The sequence below is a fragment of the Peribacillus sp. P4_B1 genome (genome assembly GCF_056402395.1).
Genome location: NZ_JBFUHM010000013.1, coordinates 60,825 through 78,105, shown reverse-complemented (window position 1 = coordinate 78,105; position 17,281 = coordinate 60,825). Strand labels below are relative to the sequence as shown.

Genomic DNA, 17,281 nt, shown 5'->3' with positions numbered 1-17,281 from the left:
GACGCTTCACCTATAAGTCCCTCCCTACTTTACGAGCAATATAGAGGAAAAAAGGAACACCGACAAGGGCAACCATTATACCAATAGCCAGCTCTCTAGGCGGGTTCAACGTTCTGGCACCCAGATCAGCCAGTATTAACAGAATCGAACCCAATAATGCTGACATTGGAATAATGAGCTGATAATATCCTCCAACCAATTTTCGTGAAATATGTGGGATTACAAGTCCAACAAAACCTATTGAACCAACGGCCGAAACAGAAACTCCTGCCAGAATAACGGCTACTATCATTCCTAGTATTCTAATACGATTCGTATTCACACCAAGATTGGTGGAAATATCATTGCCCATTGAAATGAGTGATACAGATCGACCTAATGAAATTGCCCAAATAATTGCGATAAGAATAATAGGAGCAAGCACTTTCAAATGACTCCACTTTATCCCTGCTACACCTCCCGCATACCAAAATGCTAAATCCTGACTCAAATCATAATAAATGGCCACTCCTGAACTAAGTGAATGTAGGAGCGCTGCTATCACTGCACCTGAGATTGTTAGCCTTATAGGTGTTAATCCTCCCGGCACAGATGAGCCTATTATATAAATGAATAATGTACTCAACACAGCTCCTATAAATGAAAAAACCATCAAGACAGCATATGGTATATTTGGAAAGAAAGCGAAACTAAGGGCTACCACAAACATTGACCCTGCGTTAATACCAAGTATTCCTGAGTCAGCTAAGGGGTTGTGGGTGACTCCTTGCATCAAAGCACCTGCAACTGCAAAAGCTGCTCCGACTAATGCAGCGCCAATCACCCGTGGAAGCCGTAGTTCGTGGATAATCTGTTGCTGTGTCAGTGTGGGATTATAATCAAAAATCGCTGACCACACCGTATTGATGCTAACCTCTTTTGCTCCAAATGTTACAGCCAAAAATAGGCACAGCACTAATCCAATAATCACCAGAATGAATAAACACAATAGCAGAAAACCATTTGAACGCTTTTTGAGTCCCTTTAGAGAGGGATTATGTAACATTTTTTAATTCATCCTTTACTGTTCATTGGAATTGATAATCATTATCATGATGATTATATCTTTACTCTTTGCTGAAATCAATCTATTTTTTTAACACGTTAATTTGTTAAAATATTGAATTGTTTGTATATGTTCACATAGGCTCCAGTAGGCAGGAAAATCGTTCGTAAAAGTGTACTTTTACGATTTTTTAATTATGATTGTTACGAATCTCCTTATTGTTCCAAGCATATAGTTTATAGAATTTATGATAATTAATATATAAGGGGTGAATGGATTGAACAAGGTAGGAAAAGATGATTTTGTTTCTGGGTTTGTTCCACATCATAATCATGGGTCCGTTGATTATACATCTGTAGAGGACGGCCATGTCCATCAATGTCTGGATGTAACATCCCCGCCAATTCCATCACAAGAGGGAGAACATATTCACTATACAGAAGGATATGTGGTATTTGAGGATGGGCATAACCATTATTATAAGGCATATTCGGGACCAGCCATTCCTGTTGGCAATGGAATGCACGTTCATTATTATGATTTTTACACAACTGAAGATGATGGGCATAAACATCGAGTTAGAGGGGTCGATCAACCTGCTCCAGGGAATAAATAAAGGTACATGATATTCAAAAAGAAAACATCAGGGGGATTGAACGCCCCCTGATGTTTTCTTTTTTTTGATAATTTTAGTAGAGTTTTATCCGATTCGAGGTTTTTCAAATAACCAGTGATAAATTATTTAACGAAGTTTAGAAGTGAAATTATCCAAAATTAAAAGCCCCATTTCTCAGTGTCATAAACGAGAAATGGGGCTTTTTTCACTTTATGCGTAACCCGTTATTTCGAACCCCTCCTTTTAATCGAGAGGGGCTCTTTTTTTGAAATTTTACAAAATGCAAAAAATGAATCATTTAAAAGGTAAAGTGTTAACAAATATTATTAATACTAAATGGTTTTTCACACTCCGAGTTGTTTCGCAGCTTTTTAAGCCAAGAATCTCATATATCGTAAAAAGTCTGATCATTCTTTAACGTTTTTAAAATATGCTTAGTCAGCATTGACGCATCATCCGTGTTTTTCCAAACTGCAGATATGGAACTGAATAATTCAGAGTTATCGATGTTCAATGCTTTAACTTTGCTTTTTCCCAACAAACTCACCATATCTTTCGGCATGAGAGCAACACCTAAGTTATTGGATATAAGGTTGGCAATCGTTAATAATTCGGATCCTTTACATAATTCTTTAGGTGAAAATCCAGCAGTCAGACAAGCCTTTTCCAAAAGGAATTGAAGGGAGTGCGCTTGGACGGCATCATAATGGATAAAAGATTCGTCCCTTGCTTCGTATAAGTGTATAGCATCCTTTTGGGCTAGTGGATGATCAATGGAAACGACTAATTGTAAAGGGAACCTTTTGAATTCAATCATGCTTAATCCTTCATTTGCGATGATGTTATTGTGTATGGGCGTTCGGATGAAACCGATGTGATAATTTTGTTGGTTTACGAGCTTCACTGCTCTTGAGGATGTTGTTTCATGCAGGTAAAAATCTGTTTCCGGGTATTCCCCCACTATCTTTTTCAATAACTTCGGGATATATATGCTAGCTGCAGAGGGGACAGTAGCAATCTTCATTTTGGGCTTGGGGATGGTTTTATTTTCAACTATGTAATTCACTGTTTTCTCAATATCTTCAAAGGAAGGGGCAAGTTTTTTATAGATGTACTCTCCTTCTTCCGTCAATGTAATTTTTCTTGTCGTTCGATTTAATAGTTTAAGGCCTAATTGTTTTTCGAGGGATAAAATCTGTTGGCTAAGTCCTGGCTGGGATATATGCAGGGTTTTGGAAGCCTCACTGAAACTAAGATGGTTAGAAACCTCTATGAAATAGCGGAGGGATAGGAAATTCAAACAATCACCCACTTTAGTCAGATTTGAAAATACACACTAAAAATAGCTGGTAAAAGGAAGGGCGGACCTCAAATATACCCTCTCAAATAATATTTGTATATAACGATTAAAGGCTAGAAATATGTTAAAAGTTTGTATTTTTATAATAAAGACTTATAAGTTTATAACAATAATATATTTCTAAAACGGAAGAGTCAATATTATCCTTAAATTAAGGATAAAAATGTAATAAAGAGGATAATGAACTCATTAAATAACAGAATTTTCCGAATTTAATCAGGCGTTTTTACAAATCTCTGCTTGTTTACTTGAGATAAATAAAACTTTTTAATCGATAGTGGGACTTTTAGTTATTGTGTCTAATTTTGCAAAAAAAAGGAAAAGTGGGGTGGTCGGTAGAATAATAATAGTATCATCTCTTGCAGATGATGAAAAACAATGGGGGGGAGTTTTATGAAAAAGTTTAATAAGTACTTTTTATTGGTTATGATTCTGACAGTGACCGGTATTATAACGGCCTGCGGAGACAGTAAGGAAGAAGTATCCGGCAGCGGAAACCAAAACCTGAGTTTGTTGACTGGTGGAACGGGAGGTACATACTATCCACTTGGGGGACAAATTGGCAAAATCATTTCTGATAAAACAAAAGCGAAAATAACACCTCAGACATCTGGTGCCTCGGCTGAAAACATGGAAACTTTAAGAGCTGGAGAAGCTGAAATCGCTTTTTCGCAAACGGATATCGCCGCATATGCACTTGAAGGAAAAGAAATGTTCGATGGCAAGCCTATAGACAATATACAAGCGATCAGCTCTTTATATCCTGAAACGGTTCAAATTGTAACGACGGCAAAGAGTGGAATTAAATCAGTCGAGGATTTGAAAGGTAAAAAGGTATCAGTAGGTGCACCGGGTTCTGGTGCTTACATCAATGCAATGCAAATCCTGGAGATCCATGGGTTGACTGAGAAAGATATTAAAGGACAAAATCTTTCTTTCGATGAGTCGACGGAAGGAATCCAAGCAGGAAGTATTGACGCAGCTTTCATTACGGCCGGTACACCAACTGGTGCAGTTGATGCGCTATCCGTACAAAATGATATTATTATCCTGCCTATTGCAGAGGACAAGATTCAAGAGTTGGTTAAAAAATACCCATACTATGCAGAAGACACAATTCCAAGCGGTACGTATAAAATCAAATCCGATGTTAAAACAGTTGCTGTTAAAGCAATGTTAGTGGTTACAAAGGATCTTGATGAAGATTTAGTGTATGAAATGACAAAAGCGGTATATGACAACACGGATAAAATCACACATGCCAAGGGCAAGTTCATTACAGCAGAGACTGCACTTGAAGGATTAGGGGATATGGAAATTCACCCTGGCGCTGCAAAATACTTTAAAGAAAAAGGTGTTTCCAAGTAATGAAATTTGGTCGGTAGCTCGCAATATGTGGCCTATCGGCCTCGTTTTTTCTGAATGGGATTTCAGATTTTGAAAGGGGTACCTATGAAATTCAAGATATTCATGGCTTTTGGTACACCTCTGATCATCGCTTTTCTATTATTTTTTCCGTATAAGCATGTAATTGCATTTTCCTACCAGGACCAAGGGGAATTAGTCGCGTACTTGCCATTGAAAAGAGAAAAAAACTTCCAGATTAAGTATACACACTCCATCCACCTCTCGGAGGTACTGGAATCATATCGTTTATCCGATAAGCAAATCGAACAAACCGAACTTGCTTATAGTGATTTTGCGGTCGGTATGCCTTCTAATGCAGAGGGGGAGGAAGTATTTGAAGAGAAAGATGGTATCTACTTCATAAAAAATATGAATCGCAATTTCGCTTATATAGATTTACGTGTAGGGCAAGTTAGAGCTAACCATCGATTAGTTTATGATAAAAAAACATATACATTGGCAGACTTTATTAAGCCAGGAACATGGGTCAGGATTTCATCGGAAAGAATTTCAATATGGGAACAGTTGAAAGGAGTGAAGATTCATGGCTGATAAGGAAAAAATGGAGTATTTAACCGAAGCGGAACAACAGGAATTATTGGAAAAGTACGATCCTGAAGCAGGGACAAGGAAATTAACCGGCGTCTTGGGACACATTGTATTTTTTGGACTCTTAGCTTTTTCGTTATTCCAATTATATACTGCTATTTTTGGTGTTTTTACAGCACAAATCCAACGGACGATACATTTAGGGTTTGCACTTTCCTTGATTTTTTTACTTTTTCCTGCAAACCGGAAGAAGCGTCAGAAAGGAAAATTTCAAGTTGCTTGGTACGATATCATTTTAGCGATCCTTAGTATAGGCGTAGGTGCATATTGGCCATTATTTTTCGAAGATATCGTCATGAATGTAGGACGTTTAGGCGCTGTGGATTTTGCGGTTGGTTTAATGGCCATTCTGCTAGTTTTAGAGGCAACTAGACGAGCAGTAGGGCTTCCTATTATGGTCATTGCTTTATTATTCGTTTTCTATGGGATTTTTGGTCAGTATATGCCAGGATTCCTCTCTCATCGCGGTTTAACGCTGGAACGTTTGGTGCAAACGATGTTCTTCTCGACAGAGGGCATTTTAGGTACACCGTTAGCTGTTTCATCGACATTCATCTTCCTGTTTTTATTATTTGGTTCCTTTCTTGTCCGTACGGGTGTCGGGCAATACTTCAATGATCTTGCAACGTCTATTGCCGGTAGAAGGATAGGGGGACCTGCGAAGGTTGCGATTTTTTCCAGTGCTCTGCAAGGAACGATCAGCGGAAGCTCTGTGGCTAATGTTGTCACTTCAGGATCCTTTACAATACCGATGATGAAAAATCTTGGATACAAGAAGGAATTCGCAGGGGCAGTGGAAGCAGCCGCGTCTACTGGCGGTCAATTAATGCCTCCGATCATGGGGGCGGCGGCATTTTTAATGGTTGAATTCATTGGGAATGGGATTACGTATTGGGATATAGCAAAGGCGGCTACGATTCCAGCTATCCTTTACTTTTCAGGAATTTGGATCATGACCCATTTTGAAGCGAAACGACTTGGATTACGTGGACTAACGAAAGAAGAAATGCCAAATAAAAAGGAAGTGATCAGTAAACTTTATTTGTTAATTCCGATCATCGCCATTATCTTCCTGCTCATGCTGAATATAACGGTTACACATGCAGCCTTGTATTCCATTCTTATCTCAGTTCTTGTAGGATTCATAAACAAGGATGTCCGCATGAAATTCATCGATATCATTTATGCATTAGTGGATGGAGCCCGGACTGCACTTGCGGTTGCTGCTGCAACCGCAGCAGCCGGCATTATTGTAGGAATAGTTACGAAAACAGGGCTTGGGCTGAAATTGGCAAATGGATTAATCGATTTCTCTGGTGGATATTTAATTCCAACACTGATGCTAACGATGGTAGCGGCAATTATTTTAGGAATGGGATCACCTACAACTGCCAACTATGTGATCACCTCGACGATTGCAGCACCTGCGATCATTTTGCTTGGCGTCCCTGATTTATCTGCACATCTATTTGTCTTCTATTTTGGCATTATAGCAGATATAACTCCTCCAGTTGCATTAGCGGCATTTGCAGCGGCAGGGGTAGCGGGCAGTGAACCGATAAAAACGGGGATACAGTCATCAAAACTGGCTATTGCTGCATTTATCATTCCGTATATTTTTGTTCTCTCTCCACAATTACTAATGATCGATACAACTTGGCTGGAGGTCGCCTGGGTCGTTCTTACAGCGCTGTCAGGCATGATTGCAATTGGTGCTGGAGTTATAGGTTACTGGATGAGGGGAATGCACTGGATAGAAAGAATCCTCGCTATAATCGTTGGTTTACTATTAATCTATCCTGAAACGATATCGGACATCGTTGGGTTAACTACATTTATCGTATTGCTGGCTTTACAATATCTTGGAAAGAGCGACAAATACGACAGCCCCAATATCTTGGAACATAAGCAAAGTATAGAGAAAAGTTGAGGCTTCAATTTTCAATCCGGATGTAAAGGTTAGTGAAGAGTCATGGTGAAAATTCAGGGGGGGTGATTTTTTGAATTGAATCATCATTGAGAGAACTTATCTAACAGCCAAAGGGAATGTGCATACTGCTTCAATTTAGAGATTAACCAGTATATTCCCGACTTGCAGATCGAGGGTCATCCGTATATCCACTTGCCGTATGGTGAAATCCCAATTTTGTTTTTGAAAGGAGACTAATTCATGAAATTTTTAAAAAGTTTTATTTTAGTTACTTTCAGTTTCTTTTGTATGATCACACCAGCTTTTGCAAGTGTCCCCGGAGTGGATAAGTCAATGGGAAAGGGTTTTACAAATGGAATCGTATCAGTTTCTCATCCGTTAGCAGCTGAAGCGGGTATAAAGATACTAAAACAAGGTGGAAATGCAGTCGATGCAGCAGCTGCCATTCAATTATCGTTAAATGTAGTTGAGCCAATGATGTCTGGAATCGGCGGCGGTGGTTTTATGATGATCTACAATAAAAAGGAAAATAAAATAACGATGATCGATAGTCGCGAAATGGCACCACAAAATGTTACGCCTGAACTTTTTTTAGATTCAAAGGGAAAACCTATACCTTTTAGTAAACGGCACATATCTGGGAAAGCGGTTGCAGTTCCCGGAACACTTTTAGGGGTAGAAACTGCTCTTGAGAAATATGGAACATTGAAATTATCTCAAGTTATCGACCAGTCTATTTTACAAGCTGAAAAAGGGGTAAAAGTCAATTGGGCGACAGCTCAATATATCGACGAAAATGTAAAAAAACTTGAAAATAACCAAGCGGCTGCAAAAGTTTTTGTGCCAAATGGAAAACCATTGGTAGAGGGAGATACCCTCGTTCAGCCAGATCTGGCAAAGACTCTTAAGTTAATAAAAGAACAAGGTTCCAACGTTTTTTATAAAGGTGAAATCGGAGAAGCACTTACCAAAGAAGTTCAAAAACGTGAAGGAACGATGACAAAAGAGGATTTGGAAAACTATGTGGTGAAAGAGAGAGAACCAATTAGATCGGAATATAGGGGCTTTGAATTGGTGGGTGCAGCTTCACCAAGTTCAGGCAGTTTGACGATCCAACAAATCCTGAAGCTTATGGAAGGATACGATGTACAAAAGATGGGGGCTAACTCCCCTGAGTATCTTCATTATCTAACGGAAGCCATGCATCTCGCATATGCCGATCGAGCTGCCTATATGGCAGATGAAGATTTTTATGATGTACCTACTAAAGGACTATTGGATGAAGATTATATAAAAGAAAGAAGAAAACTCATTAATCCAAATAGATCAACAGTTGATGTCAAAGCAGGCGATCCATGGAAGTATGAGGGCAAAGAACCGACTTCAATGAAGAACGTTAAGGAAGAGCAGACCCCGATCGGACAAACGACTCACTTTTCTGTAATGGATAAGTGGGGAAATATGGTTGCTTATACGACTACAATCGAGCAAGTATTCGGATCGGGTATCATGGTACCTGATTATGGATTCATGCTTAATAATGAAATGACGGATTTTGATGCCACACCGGGGGGCGTTAACCAGGTGGAACCAAGAAAAAGACCAAGAAGCAGTATGTCCCCGACCTTCGTATTAAAAGATGGCAATCCCTTCATGGCCATTGGTTCACCAGGCGGAGCGACGATAATAGCATCCGTATCTGAAACGATTATGAATGTGCTTGATCATCATATGCGAATTCAAGATGCCATACTAGCTCCACGTATTTATTCTGCTGGTTATCCTACAGTTAGATGGGAACCGGGAATTGAACAAAATACAAGGCTGGAGTTAATGGCAAAAGGCCATGTTTATGAAGAAAAACCCCAACATATCGGTAATGTGCAAGCTGTCATTTTTGATTATGAAACAGGGAAAATGTATGGAGGAGCCGACAATACGAGAGAAGGAACTGTTCAAGGAGCGTATGATGTTTCCTATAAAGCTAAAAAGCCAAAAGAAATAAAAGAAGAAAAGAAAGGACCGTTTACCTTAAAGGTTAATGGAGCCGTTTATCCTTATACTGCTGAACAAATGAAACTGATAGATGAAAAACCCTATATCCAATCAGACAAATTGCTACTTGGATTGGGTGTAATTGGAGCAGGTGACTTAGAAACATATGAACCAGATAAAAAATCGTATTTACCGGTGTTAAAAGTAGCGAAATCGTTAGGATATAAAACAAAATGGAACGAAACAGACAAAGAGGCACTATTGGAAAAAGATCCAGCGGATTTTGAAGATCCCGACGATGATGGTAGCGTCACGAATTGATTTCTCCTGACTAATATAACCAGTCCAGACAGGGATTCCTTTAAAAAGATGTAAGAAGGATATTGGAAGTGAAACGATCCAGACTAATGATATTCCCCTTGTGCATTGTGCAGAAGGGGAATATTTTTTGTGCATTTTTCAGTGAAGTTTTGCTTTTTTAGTAGTCGTTCCTATCACTCTCATTAAAAAAGCGATGCATCTCCTCAACTAATTTACATACCGCAGGTGACAGATATCGATCTTTCAAGTAGGCCAGGTATACAGTCCGTTCCAAAAAATTAGATTCTATTGCACGGATTGCAGTATCGGTTGTTGTAACGGATTTTACATAGCTTTCCGGTAAAATTGTAACACCAAGTCCTTCTTCCACCAAACTGCAAGCTGTTTCAAGTCTTTCTATTTCGTAAATAATATTGGGAAGTGCCTTTTCATGCTTGAATGCTTTTAAGATATCATCTCTTGTTTGAAATCCAGTTGTACTGATGATCAATTCTTTCTTTGCAAGGTCTTGGAAAGTGATAGACTCTTTTTCGTTTAATTCGTCATCTTTATGGACCAAAAGCACGAATTTTTCATTGTATAGGGGTGCAGATATGATTTTCTCATGGTTAATTGGCTGGTTCGTGATGGTGAAATGAACATTAAACCGATTTAACGATTCGATAACCTTTTCTTCTCCCAATATTTCCCTGACTTTGAAATGAATATTAGGATAATTGATTTTAAAATTCCTGATTATCTTCGGGAACCAGATTTTGAATGATTCAATGGAACCTATAGATATTGTTCCACTTCCAACATGCTTCATCTCCTCAAGTTCCACTTGAAAATTATTGAATCTTCTTAACAAATCCACAGATCTCGTATAAAAAATCCCCCCTGCTTCCGTAAGCTCAAGTCCCCTTGTATTACGTTCCAAAAGCTGAAAACTAACTTCTTTTTCTAATTTCATTATGGCATTACTTAAGGAAGGTTGAGATATATGCAGTATTTTAGCAGCTTTAGAGTAATTCTTTTCCTGGACAACGGTAGTGAAATAACGTAGTTGGCGAAGATCCATATATTCTCCTTTCTATAGTTTAAAACTATAGATATATTAAAATTTTGTATTGGTAATTATATATTATCTCAATTATAATTTTAAAAAAAGATATTTCAGAATTTTTTTAATAAAGGAGAAATTATGTATAATAAACCGATTTTAGATTATTGGAATGGAAGGGTTGATTCCCATTCTGAAATGGACAGCTTCAGGTACCACCAAAGAGTGCGTTTGTCACCGATTTCGGAATTAAACACCTCTCCCAAAGCATCCAGAACCTTTGGAATGATTGGCTTCAAATGTGATGAAGGCGTCAAAAGAAATAAAGGCAGGATTGGTGCTGCAGAGGGTCCTGATCATATAAGGCAGTCCTTGGCGAAATTACCATGTCATTTATCCTCCCAAACCGAGCTGGTGGATGCTGGAAATGTAATCTGTGAAGGTTCAGAGATGGAGGATGCCCAAGCTCAACTGGGATCAGCTGTTGCCCAGATATTGGAGAGTAAAGCGATTCCTATCATACTTGGCGGAGGACATGAAACCCTTTATGGTCATTATCTTGGGATAAGGAAATACGTTGGACCAAAGGCTAGATTGGGGATTATTAATATTGATGCTCACTTTGATATGAGGCCTTATGAAAAAGAAAGTTCATCAGGAACGATGTTTAAACAGATTTTGGACGAAGATCAAAGCTGTGGATATTTATGTGTCGGAATTCAGAAACAGGGAAATACGAAGGCCCTATTTAAAACTGCTGAGGGGAGTAAGGTCGACTACATATTGGAAGAAGATTTGTCATTGAACGAAATGAATGAAACCAAGCAGCGGATAAATGAATTCGTTAAAAAAAATGACTTCATCATTCTTACATTATGTACTGACGTTATTGATTCAGCCTACGCACCAGGGGTAAGTGCACCCTCTCCATTTGGACTGAATCCGAAATTGGTCCGTGCGATTATTAGGCATGTCGTATCAAACGAAAAGATCCTCTCCTTTGATATCGCGGAAGTGAATCCTTCGTTGGACGAAAATAATAAAACCGTTACATTGGCAGCACATTTAATAAATGAGGTATTGCTGCATTTTAAATAATAAATTATACATCTGGGGGCAGACATACGATGAATCTGGAATTAAATCAAATCACAACTTTATTTCTCGCCGTATCACTGCTTTTGGCGGGTGGACTGTTAATTGGGAAGATCCCCATCCTTAAAAGGTTTTGCATACCGGCTCCAGTAGTGGGAGGATTATTGTTCGCGATACTTGTGACAATCTTCAGACAGGCTGGATTGATCAATTTAACATTGGATACTACTTTACAAAGCCTTTTCATGCTTACTTTCTTTACAACTGTAGGGTTAGGGGCAAGCTTTAAACTTGTTAAGCTAGGTGGGAAACTGCTCGTCATTTACTGGCTGGCTTGTGGCGCCCTGGCTCTTTTTCAGAGTATAATAGGAGTTTCACTTGCAACCGTACTTGATTTAGAGCCTTTATTAGGAGTAGTAATGGGCCCCATCTCGATGGAAGGAGGCCATGGGGCAGCTACTGCATTTGGCGGGACAATTGAAGATCTTGGGGTTAGTTCCGCTTTATCCATTGGACTTGCAGCAGCAACCTTTGGCTTGGTTGCAGGCGGGTTAGCTGGTGGTCCATCCGTTAAATATTTAATCACTAAGTATAAATTACAGCCATCCGAAGCTGATATTAATGATGAAGTGGCAGCAGCCGTGGAAGCGAACGGAGATTCATCCAAAGGGATCAACGCCCAAAACTTCATGATCCAGATTCTGATCATAACATTCTGTATGGCAGCAGGTTCTTACTTAGGAGAGCTTTTCTCGAGTTCAACCGGTTTTGTTTTGCCGAGCTATGTAGGAGCAATGTTTGTAGCGGTTATCGTTAGAAATATTCTTGATGGTTTTAAAAGAGAAGCTGTGGATATGAAAAGCATCGATCTAATCGGAGACGTAACATTGGGAATTTTTCTATCTATGGCCTTAATGAGCATAAAACTATGGGAAGTGGCCGATTTGGCATTGCCGATGCTTCTAATTGTTTTCGTCCAGGTATTTTTCATAGTACTTCTTGGTACATTGGTATTATTCAGATTACTAGGTAAGAATTATGATGCAGCTGTCATGGTTGGTGGCTTTATCGGACATGGATTAGGGGCAACTCCCAACGCAATGGCAAATATGTCTGCCATTACAGGTCAATTTGGTCCTTCGAGAAGGGCATTTCTTATCGTACCGATCGTAGGGGCATTCCTCATCGACCTTTTTGCTATCCCTATTATCATTACCAGTATAAATTTGTTGAAGTGAAAAACCTTCTGACCAGACTGTCTATGATTTCATTCATGGACAGTCTTTTTTATCTATATGTTATTTTGAATGCAAATGGAAGATTACAAGCTTCCTTTACTATGAAATGAGGGTCTCGGATTGCTTCGGGTGATTAATCTTAAGGGTAATCAAGTTTAATGGAGCCACTGTATAGGCTCCTCAATAGCGGATTAACCACGACTCTGCTAAAGGTCGATAATGATACTTGTAGGTTTTTGGTTTATAATAACAACCATCTAGCCTTATGAGGGGGGATCCTATGAATGAATATAATGTAACGGTCAGGAATGGCAGTACATTAATTTTGTCGGAAATCATTAAAGCTGAAGATGAAAGAGAGGTCCTTGGAACACTTTTGATTTCCAGCGAATTATTCAATCAACCATTTACCGACATCAGGATTTTAGAACGCTGATTTGTACCTGCCCGTTCCATTTGTTACACTGTAATAAATCTTAAAACGGTAGGCGATATTATGTGCGGACGTTTCACCCTTTTCACTGACATTGAAGAAATAAAAGACCGGTTCGATATTCAAGGATCATTTGATGAAGAATACCAATTCAGTTACAATATTGCACCTTCCCACTCCGTGCTATCCGTCATTAATGACGGGGCTAGGAATCGACTTGGATATCTTCGGTGGGGACTCATTCCTTTTTGGGCAAAAGATGAAAAAGTGGGCTACAAAATGATCAATGCCAGAGCGGAATCCATTGCTGAGAAGGCAAGCTTCAAGAATGCGTATAAGAAGAAACGATGCTTGATAATCGCTGATTCCTTTTATGAGTGGAAGAAGGGACCCGAGCGAAAAATACCCATGCGAATAAAGCTTAAGAATCATGCTCCATTTGGTATGGCCGGTCTCTGGGAATCCTGGAAATCTCCAGAGGGCATCAACATTTATTCGTGCTCAGTTATAACGACCGTTCCTAATGAGCTAATGACCAGCATTCATGATCGTATGCCTGTCATCCTAAAACCTGAAGATGAAAAAGATTGGTTGAATCCATCCATTAATGATCCTGCATATCTGCAGCAGTATTTAAAATCATTCGATCCTGAACAGATGGAAGCATTTGAGGTATCGACTGATGTGAACTCAACTAAAAATAATTCACCTAACCTGATACAACAAATTTGCTGAGAGGTCCTTTCTTTAGACCTCTTTTTATTTTTAGTTCCTTCCTGATAAAAGACAGGATTTGGATCATAGTATAACAAGTAAATCATTATTGAAAAAACCTTATTTTCTGCACCTGTAAAAGGCCCTTTATTATATTAAGGTCCACATGTGAAATTCTTTAAAACTAAACCTTGCGAAAATACATAAAATGCTGTACTCTTATATTTGCTTTTCAATATGGCTTTCGATGTCACTTTCACAAACTCAGATGGTTTCGGCGAGTTTCCAGCCTGGTACTTTTCTGGTGGATATCGTAATATTTGATAAATTATATAATGTAGATCTTCTTATCAAGAGAGACGGAGGGACTGGCCCGAAGATGTCTCGGCAGCAGACTTAATAGGAGTGCTGTGCCAAATCCAGCAGGCTAATTTTTGCCTGAAAGATAAGGGGGGCGTTTTTTATAAATTAAAAGACCTCTTCTTGTTGTTTAAAGGAAGAGGTCTTTTTTTATGCCGACAGTTTTAAGGCTGTTGATTCCATTAGTGGGCATATCAGGTTATTATTAGCGTTATTTGCAAAAACTGTTAAAAGAATAAGGGCTGTGACACATGTCATGCGAAAAATAAAAAGAGGTGTTCATCATGAGTGCAAACAATAAAGGGAATCCCTGGGCATTGATCCCATTTGTCGTTTTTTTAATTTTATTTATTGGCTCCGGAATCATTACGAAAGATTTTTATTCATTTCCGGTGATTGTTGCGATTTCTATCGCATCAGCAGCTGCATTGGCAATGAATCGGAAAGAGACTTTCAATGAAAAGGTTGAAATCTTCTGTAAAGGTGCCGGGGACTCCAATATCATGTTAATGGTTATCATTTTCCTTTTGGCTGGCGCTTTTTCCAAGGTTGCAAATGGCATGGGGGCAGTTGAATCAACAGTGAATCTTGCCTTGGCTGTTTTTCCGCAAAATCTATTGATGGTAGGGATTTTCATTATTGCTTGTTTTATTTCTTTATCTATGGGGACAAGCATGGGAACGATTGTTGCCCTAGCACCTATTGGGGTTGGAATTAGTGAGCAAACAGATATTTCGCTTGCCCTTTCAATGGCGGCCGTTATTGGTGGTGCGATGTTTGGGGATAATCTATCCTTCATTTCGGATACGACAATCGCTGCAGTGCGGACACAGGGAACAAAAATGAAGGATAAGTTTAAAGTGAATTTTTTCATCGTTTTACCTGCGGCCATCATCACATGTGCCATCCTTGGAATTTTAACGATGGGTGAACAAGCCGACATTTCCCAACATGCTTATAATTGGGTGAAGATCGTTCCATATCTTTGCGTATTGATCACCGCATTGGCAGGAGTCAATGTGTTCCTGGTCCTTTCCATCGGAATTGTATTTGCCGGAATTATCGGCTTGGCTGATGGAAGTTATCAACCGTTGAGTGTCATTCAAAAGGTTGGGGAAGGAATGGCGGGAATGTATGAAATCTCCTTCCTTGCCATTTTAATTGCAGGTATGGTAGCTGTAATCAAACATAATGGTGGCATCGATTATTTACTCCACCTTGTGACCCGAAATAGCAAATCAAAAAAAGGAGCGGAATTCAGCATTGCCGGGCTTGTTGGTTTGACGAACCTTTCAACGGCAAATAACACGATTTCGATTATCATTGCCGGGCCGCTAGCCAAAAATATAGCCGAGAAATATGGGATTGATCCACGTAAATCGGCGAGCTTGCTTGACGTTTTTGCGTGTAGCATCCAAGGGTTGATTCCATATGGGGCACAGCTCCTTGTTGCAGCAGGGGTAGCAAAGATTTCCCCTATAAGCATCTTGCCATATTCTTATTACCCAATACTTATTGGGATTTGTGGAATTATTGCCATCTTGATTGGTTTTCCACGGTTTCAGGCGGGAAATGATGAAGCGAAGAAACGTACTTCTTAAAATGAGAATAATTTTGAAACAACACCCTGAATCATTGGATTCAGGGTGTTGTTATGACATTACCATAAAATTGCCGTTTGGCACCGATATGCGACCAAAAATATTTTGGTATGAAAAAAGATATTTATGAATAAGGTTATTAGTTTAAACTAATAAAAATAAGCCTGAACCATTTACTCTGGTTCAGGCTTATTTTCTTTTGTAACGAAAATTTCTTTATAAGACCGATAATTTCTTGTTTCAAGAGAGTTTTTTGCATAAGTGTTATTTAGCTAAACAGGAGCTTTGTTTAATGACGAACTGAAAAGAGTGATATGTTTGAATAAAAAACTTTTCACTTTATCTTTAATAGATTTGCCTTTACTTTCCCCTCTTTACGGTAAGTTGTTGAGGCTTTTTTCTAGTTGACAATGAAAATAAGAGCAGGTGAATTGGACAAATTAAGACCTGATTTACAAAACCTTAACATTGGATTAATGTGGGGTTTATATTGATAAATTATGATTGAACCGTAATAAACAGTAATAAACATTAAAAATCCCACATTAAGATTGGCTTTTTATTGAGAGCAGATAAAAGCTAGAAAGAGAATTTAATAGATTGAATGAGAAAAGGAGCTATATAGCATGAGTTTCATTGCGATAGATTTAGACGGAACATTATTAAACGACCAGAATGAAATTAGTGATGAAAATATAAAGGCGATTCAATATGCCCAAGATAGAGGCTTTGAAGTMGTTATTTCAACAGGACGGGCTTATTTTGATGTTCAAACAATTTGTGAAAAAGCCGGKATTKCSCCATTTGTAATCGGGACAAATGGCGCAACCATTCATTCCAAAAGCGGAAAGTGCATTTCTTCTATTACGATAACTAAAGATTGTGTCGAATCTATTCTCCAATGGTTAGATGAACGKAATTATTATTACGAAGTGTTTACTGATAAAGCCATTTATACTCTTAAAAAGGGAAGAGAACATTTCCATAATGAGATTAAAAGTTTGAAAAGCGCCGATTTGAATACAGATATGAAAGAATTAGTTGAAGTAGCGGAAAGGCAATTTGACCAGTTTGGATATGTTTTAGTTGAAAACTATCATGATATCTTAAAACAGGAGGAAGAATTCTATAACGTATTAGCATGTTCTTTTGATAAAAAGAAATTAGAGGAAGCATGGAACCAATTCAAACAGTTTGATGAGTTGATGGTTGTTTCATCTGCTGATCACAACATTGAAATTACTAGTAAAAGAGCTTCAAAAGGAATGGCCCTTGAAAAATTGGCTTTWTTGATGAATGGCTCCTTAGATCAGGCTATGGCAATCGGGGACAGCAACAATGATTTATCCATGTTCCAGAAAGTTGGATACAGCGTAGCGATGGGAAATGCGAAAGATGYCATAAAAGCTGTTTGTACAACGACAACCMTKAAAAATGATGAGAATGGGGTAGCTTATGCGATTTATCGATATATGGAGAACTTCGTGGTTCAAAAATAAGTGTCAATGCCGAAGG

Annotated in this window: 14 protein-coding genes and 1 riboswitch; of the genes, 11 read left to right on the top strand and 3 right to left on the bottom strand. The window is 38.7% G+C overall.

The annotated features are described in order from the left end of the window. Nucleotides 1–10: 10 nt before the first annotated feature. Entirely contained in the window at nucleotides 11–1,045 is a 1,035-nt protein-coding gene (locus tag AC1DVK_RS10010; RefSeq protein WP_061462876.1) for a FecCD family ABC transporter permease, read from the bottom strand. Between the two features lie 277 nt (nucleotides 1,046–1,322). On the opposite strand from AC1DVK_RS10010, the gene AC1DVK_RS10005 reads away from it, so the two are divergent. Continuing rightward, on the top strand, nucleotides 1,323–1,661 hold the full coding sequence (locus tag AC1DVK_RS10005; RefSeq protein WP_125162106.1) for a YmaF family protein: 339 nt from the start codon (nucleotides 1,323–1,325) through the stop codon (nucleotides 1,659–1,661). Nucleotides 1,662–2,046: 385 nt separating this feature from the next. Here AC1DVK_RS10005 and AC1DVK_RS10000 read toward each other — a convergent pair whose 3' ends face one another. Next, complete coding sequence (locus AC1DVK_RS10000) at nucleotides 2,047–2,961, bottom strand: LysR family transcriptional regulator (protein ID WP_289320521.1); 915 nt, start codon at nucleotides 2,959–2,961, stop codon at nucleotides 2,047–2,049. Nucleotides 2,962–3,414: 453 nt separating this feature from the next. On the opposite strand from AC1DVK_RS10000, the gene AC1DVK_RS09995 reads away from it, so the two are divergent. The 4 genes from AC1DVK_RS09995 to ggt all read left to right on the top strand — a co-directional run bounded on the left by AC1DVK_RS09995 (nucleotide 3,415) and on the right by ggt (nucleotide 9,283). Further along, on the top strand, nucleotides 3,415–4,389 hold the full coding sequence (locus tag AC1DVK_RS09995) for a TAXI family TRAP transporter solute-binding subunit (protein WP_061462878.1): 975 nt from the start codon (nucleotides 3,415–3,417) through the stop codon (nucleotides 4,387–4,389). Between the two features lie 84 nt (nucleotides 4,390–4,473). Next, the gene (locus tag AC1DVK_RS09990) at nucleotides 4,474–4,980 is read left to right on the top strand and encodes a DUF1850 domain-containing protein (protein WP_061462879.1); all 507 of its coding nucleotides are present in this window, start codon (nucleotides 4,474–4,476) and stop codon (nucleotides 4,978–4,980) included. Beyond that, nucleotides 4,973–6,967: a TRAP transporter permease gene (locus AC1DVK_RS09985; protein WP_477626388.1), complete on the top strand. Its 1,995-nt coding sequence runs from the start codon at nucleotides 4,973–4,975 to the stop codon at nucleotides 6,965–6,967. Before AC1DVK_RS09990 ends, AC1DVK_RS09985 begins: the two co-directional genes overlap by 8 nt. A 240-nt stretch (nucleotides 6,968–7,207) precedes the next feature. Continuing rightward, a complete protein-coding gene (gene ggt, locus AC1DVK_RS09980) occupies nucleotides 7,208–9,283 on the top strand; it encodes a gamma-glutamyltransferase (RefSeq protein ID WP_477626387.1) in 2,076 nt (691 codons plus the stop codon). A gap of 157 nt (nucleotides 9,284–9,440) precedes the next feature. On the opposite strand, the gene AC1DVK_RS09975 is transcribed toward ggt, so the two are convergent. Next, nucleotides 9,441–10,343 carry a LysR family transcriptional regulator gene (locus tag AC1DVK_RS09975; RefSeq protein WP_477626386.1) on the bottom strand — a complete coding sequence of 301 codons (903 nt, stop codon included), beginning with the start codon at nucleotides 10,341–10,343 and terminating at the stop codon, nucleotides 9,441–9,443. 123 nt (nucleotides 10,344–10,466) lie between these two features. On the opposite strand from AC1DVK_RS09975, the gene hutG reads away from it, so the two are divergent. The 6 genes from hutG to AC1DVK_RS09945 all read left to right on the top strand — a co-directional run bounded on the left by hutG (nucleotide 10,467) and on the right by AC1DVK_RS09945 (nucleotide 17,265). Beyond that, entirely contained in the window at nucleotides 10,467–11,423 is a 957-nt protein-coding gene (gene hutG / locus AC1DVK_RS09970; RefSeq protein WP_284470995.1) for a formimidoylglutamase, read from the top strand. A gap of 29 nt (nucleotides 11,424–11,452) precedes the next feature. Then, the gene (gene gltS / locus AC1DVK_RS09965; protein WP_477626385.1) at nucleotides 11,453–12,658 is read left to right on the top strand and encodes a sodium/glutamate symporter; all 1,206 of its coding nucleotides are present in this window, start codon (nucleotides 11,453–11,455) and stop codon (nucleotides 12,656–12,658) included. 280 nt (nucleotides 12,659–12,938) lie between these two features. After that, nucleotides 12,939–13,094, top strand: a complete 156-nt coding sequence (locus tag AC1DVK_RS09960; RefSeq protein ID WP_155727292.1) for a hypothetical protein — start codon at nucleotides 12,939–12,941, stop codon at nucleotides 13,092–13,094. Nucleotides 13,095–13,154: 60 nt separating this feature from the next. Beyond that, nucleotides 13,155–13,826 carry an SOS response-associated peptidase gene (locus AC1DVK_RS09955; RefSeq protein ID WP_477626384.1) on the top strand — a complete coding sequence of 224 codons (672 nt, stop codon included), beginning with the start codon at nucleotides 13,155–13,157 and terminating at the stop codon, nucleotides 13,824–13,826. A 323-nt stretch (nucleotides 13,827–14,149) separates the two neighbouring features. Further along, nucleotides 14,150–14,257: riboswitch (SAM riboswitch) on the top strand. A gap of 192 nt (nucleotides 14,258–14,449) precedes the next feature. Then, nucleotides 14,450–15,766 carry a Na+/H+ antiporter NhaC family protein gene (locus tag AC1DVK_RS09950; RefSeq protein ID WP_477626383.1) on the top strand — a complete coding sequence of 439 codons (1,317 nt, stop codon included), beginning with the start codon at nucleotides 14,450–14,452 and terminating at the stop codon, nucleotides 15,764–15,766. Nucleotides 15,767–16,392: 626 nt separating this feature from the next. Further along, nucleotides 16,393–17,265, top strand: coding sequence for a Cof-type HAD-IIB family hydrolase (locus AC1DVK_RS09945; protein WP_477626382.1), 873 nt, complete (start codon nucleotides 16,393–16,395; stop codon nucleotides 17,263–17,265). Nucleotides 17,266–17,281 lie beyond the last annotated feature (16 nt).

Coding starts and splice junctions, on each gene's coding strand:
- AC1DVK_RS10010 (WP_061462876.1), bottom strand. CDS start 1,045: ATGTTACATAATCCCTCTCTAAAGGGACTCAAAAAGCGTTCAAATGGT.
- AC1DVK_RS09995 (WP_061462878.1), top strand. CDS start 3,415: ATGAAAAAGTTTAATAAGTACTTTTTATTGGTTATGATTCTGACAGTG.
- AC1DVK_RS09990 (WP_061462879.1), top strand. CDS start 4,474: ATGAAATTCAAGATATTCATGGCTTTTGGTACACCTCTGATCATCGCT.
- AC1DVK_RS09985 (WP_477626388.1), top strand. CDS start 4,973: ATGGCTGATAAGGAAAAAATGGAGTATTTAACCGAAGCGGAACAACAG.
- ggt (WP_477626387.1), top strand. CDS start 7,208: ATGAAATTTTTAAAAAGTTTTATTTTAGTTACTTTCAGTTTCTTTTGT.
- AC1DVK_RS09975 (WP_477626386.1), bottom strand. CDS start 10,343: ATGGATCTTCGCCAACTACGTTATTTCACTACCGTTGTCCAGGAAAAG.
- hutG (WP_284470995.1), top strand. CDS start 10,467: ATGTATAATAAACCGATTTTAGATTATTGGAATGGAAGGGTTGATTCC.
- gltS (WP_477626385.1), top strand. CDS start 11,453: ATGAATCTGGAATTAAATCAAATCACAACTTTATTTCTCGCCGTATCA.
- AC1DVK_RS09960 (WP_155727292.1), top strand. CDS start 12,939: ATGAATGAATATAATGTAACGGTCAGGAATGGCAGTACATTAATTTTG.
- AC1DVK_RS09955 (WP_477626384.1), top strand. CDS start 13,155: ATGTGCGGACGTTTCACCCTTTTCACTGACATTGAAGAAATAAAAGAC.
- AC1DVK_RS09950 (WP_477626383.1), top strand. CDS start 14,450: ATGAGTGCAAACAATAAAGGGAATCCCTGGGCATTGATCCCATTTGTC.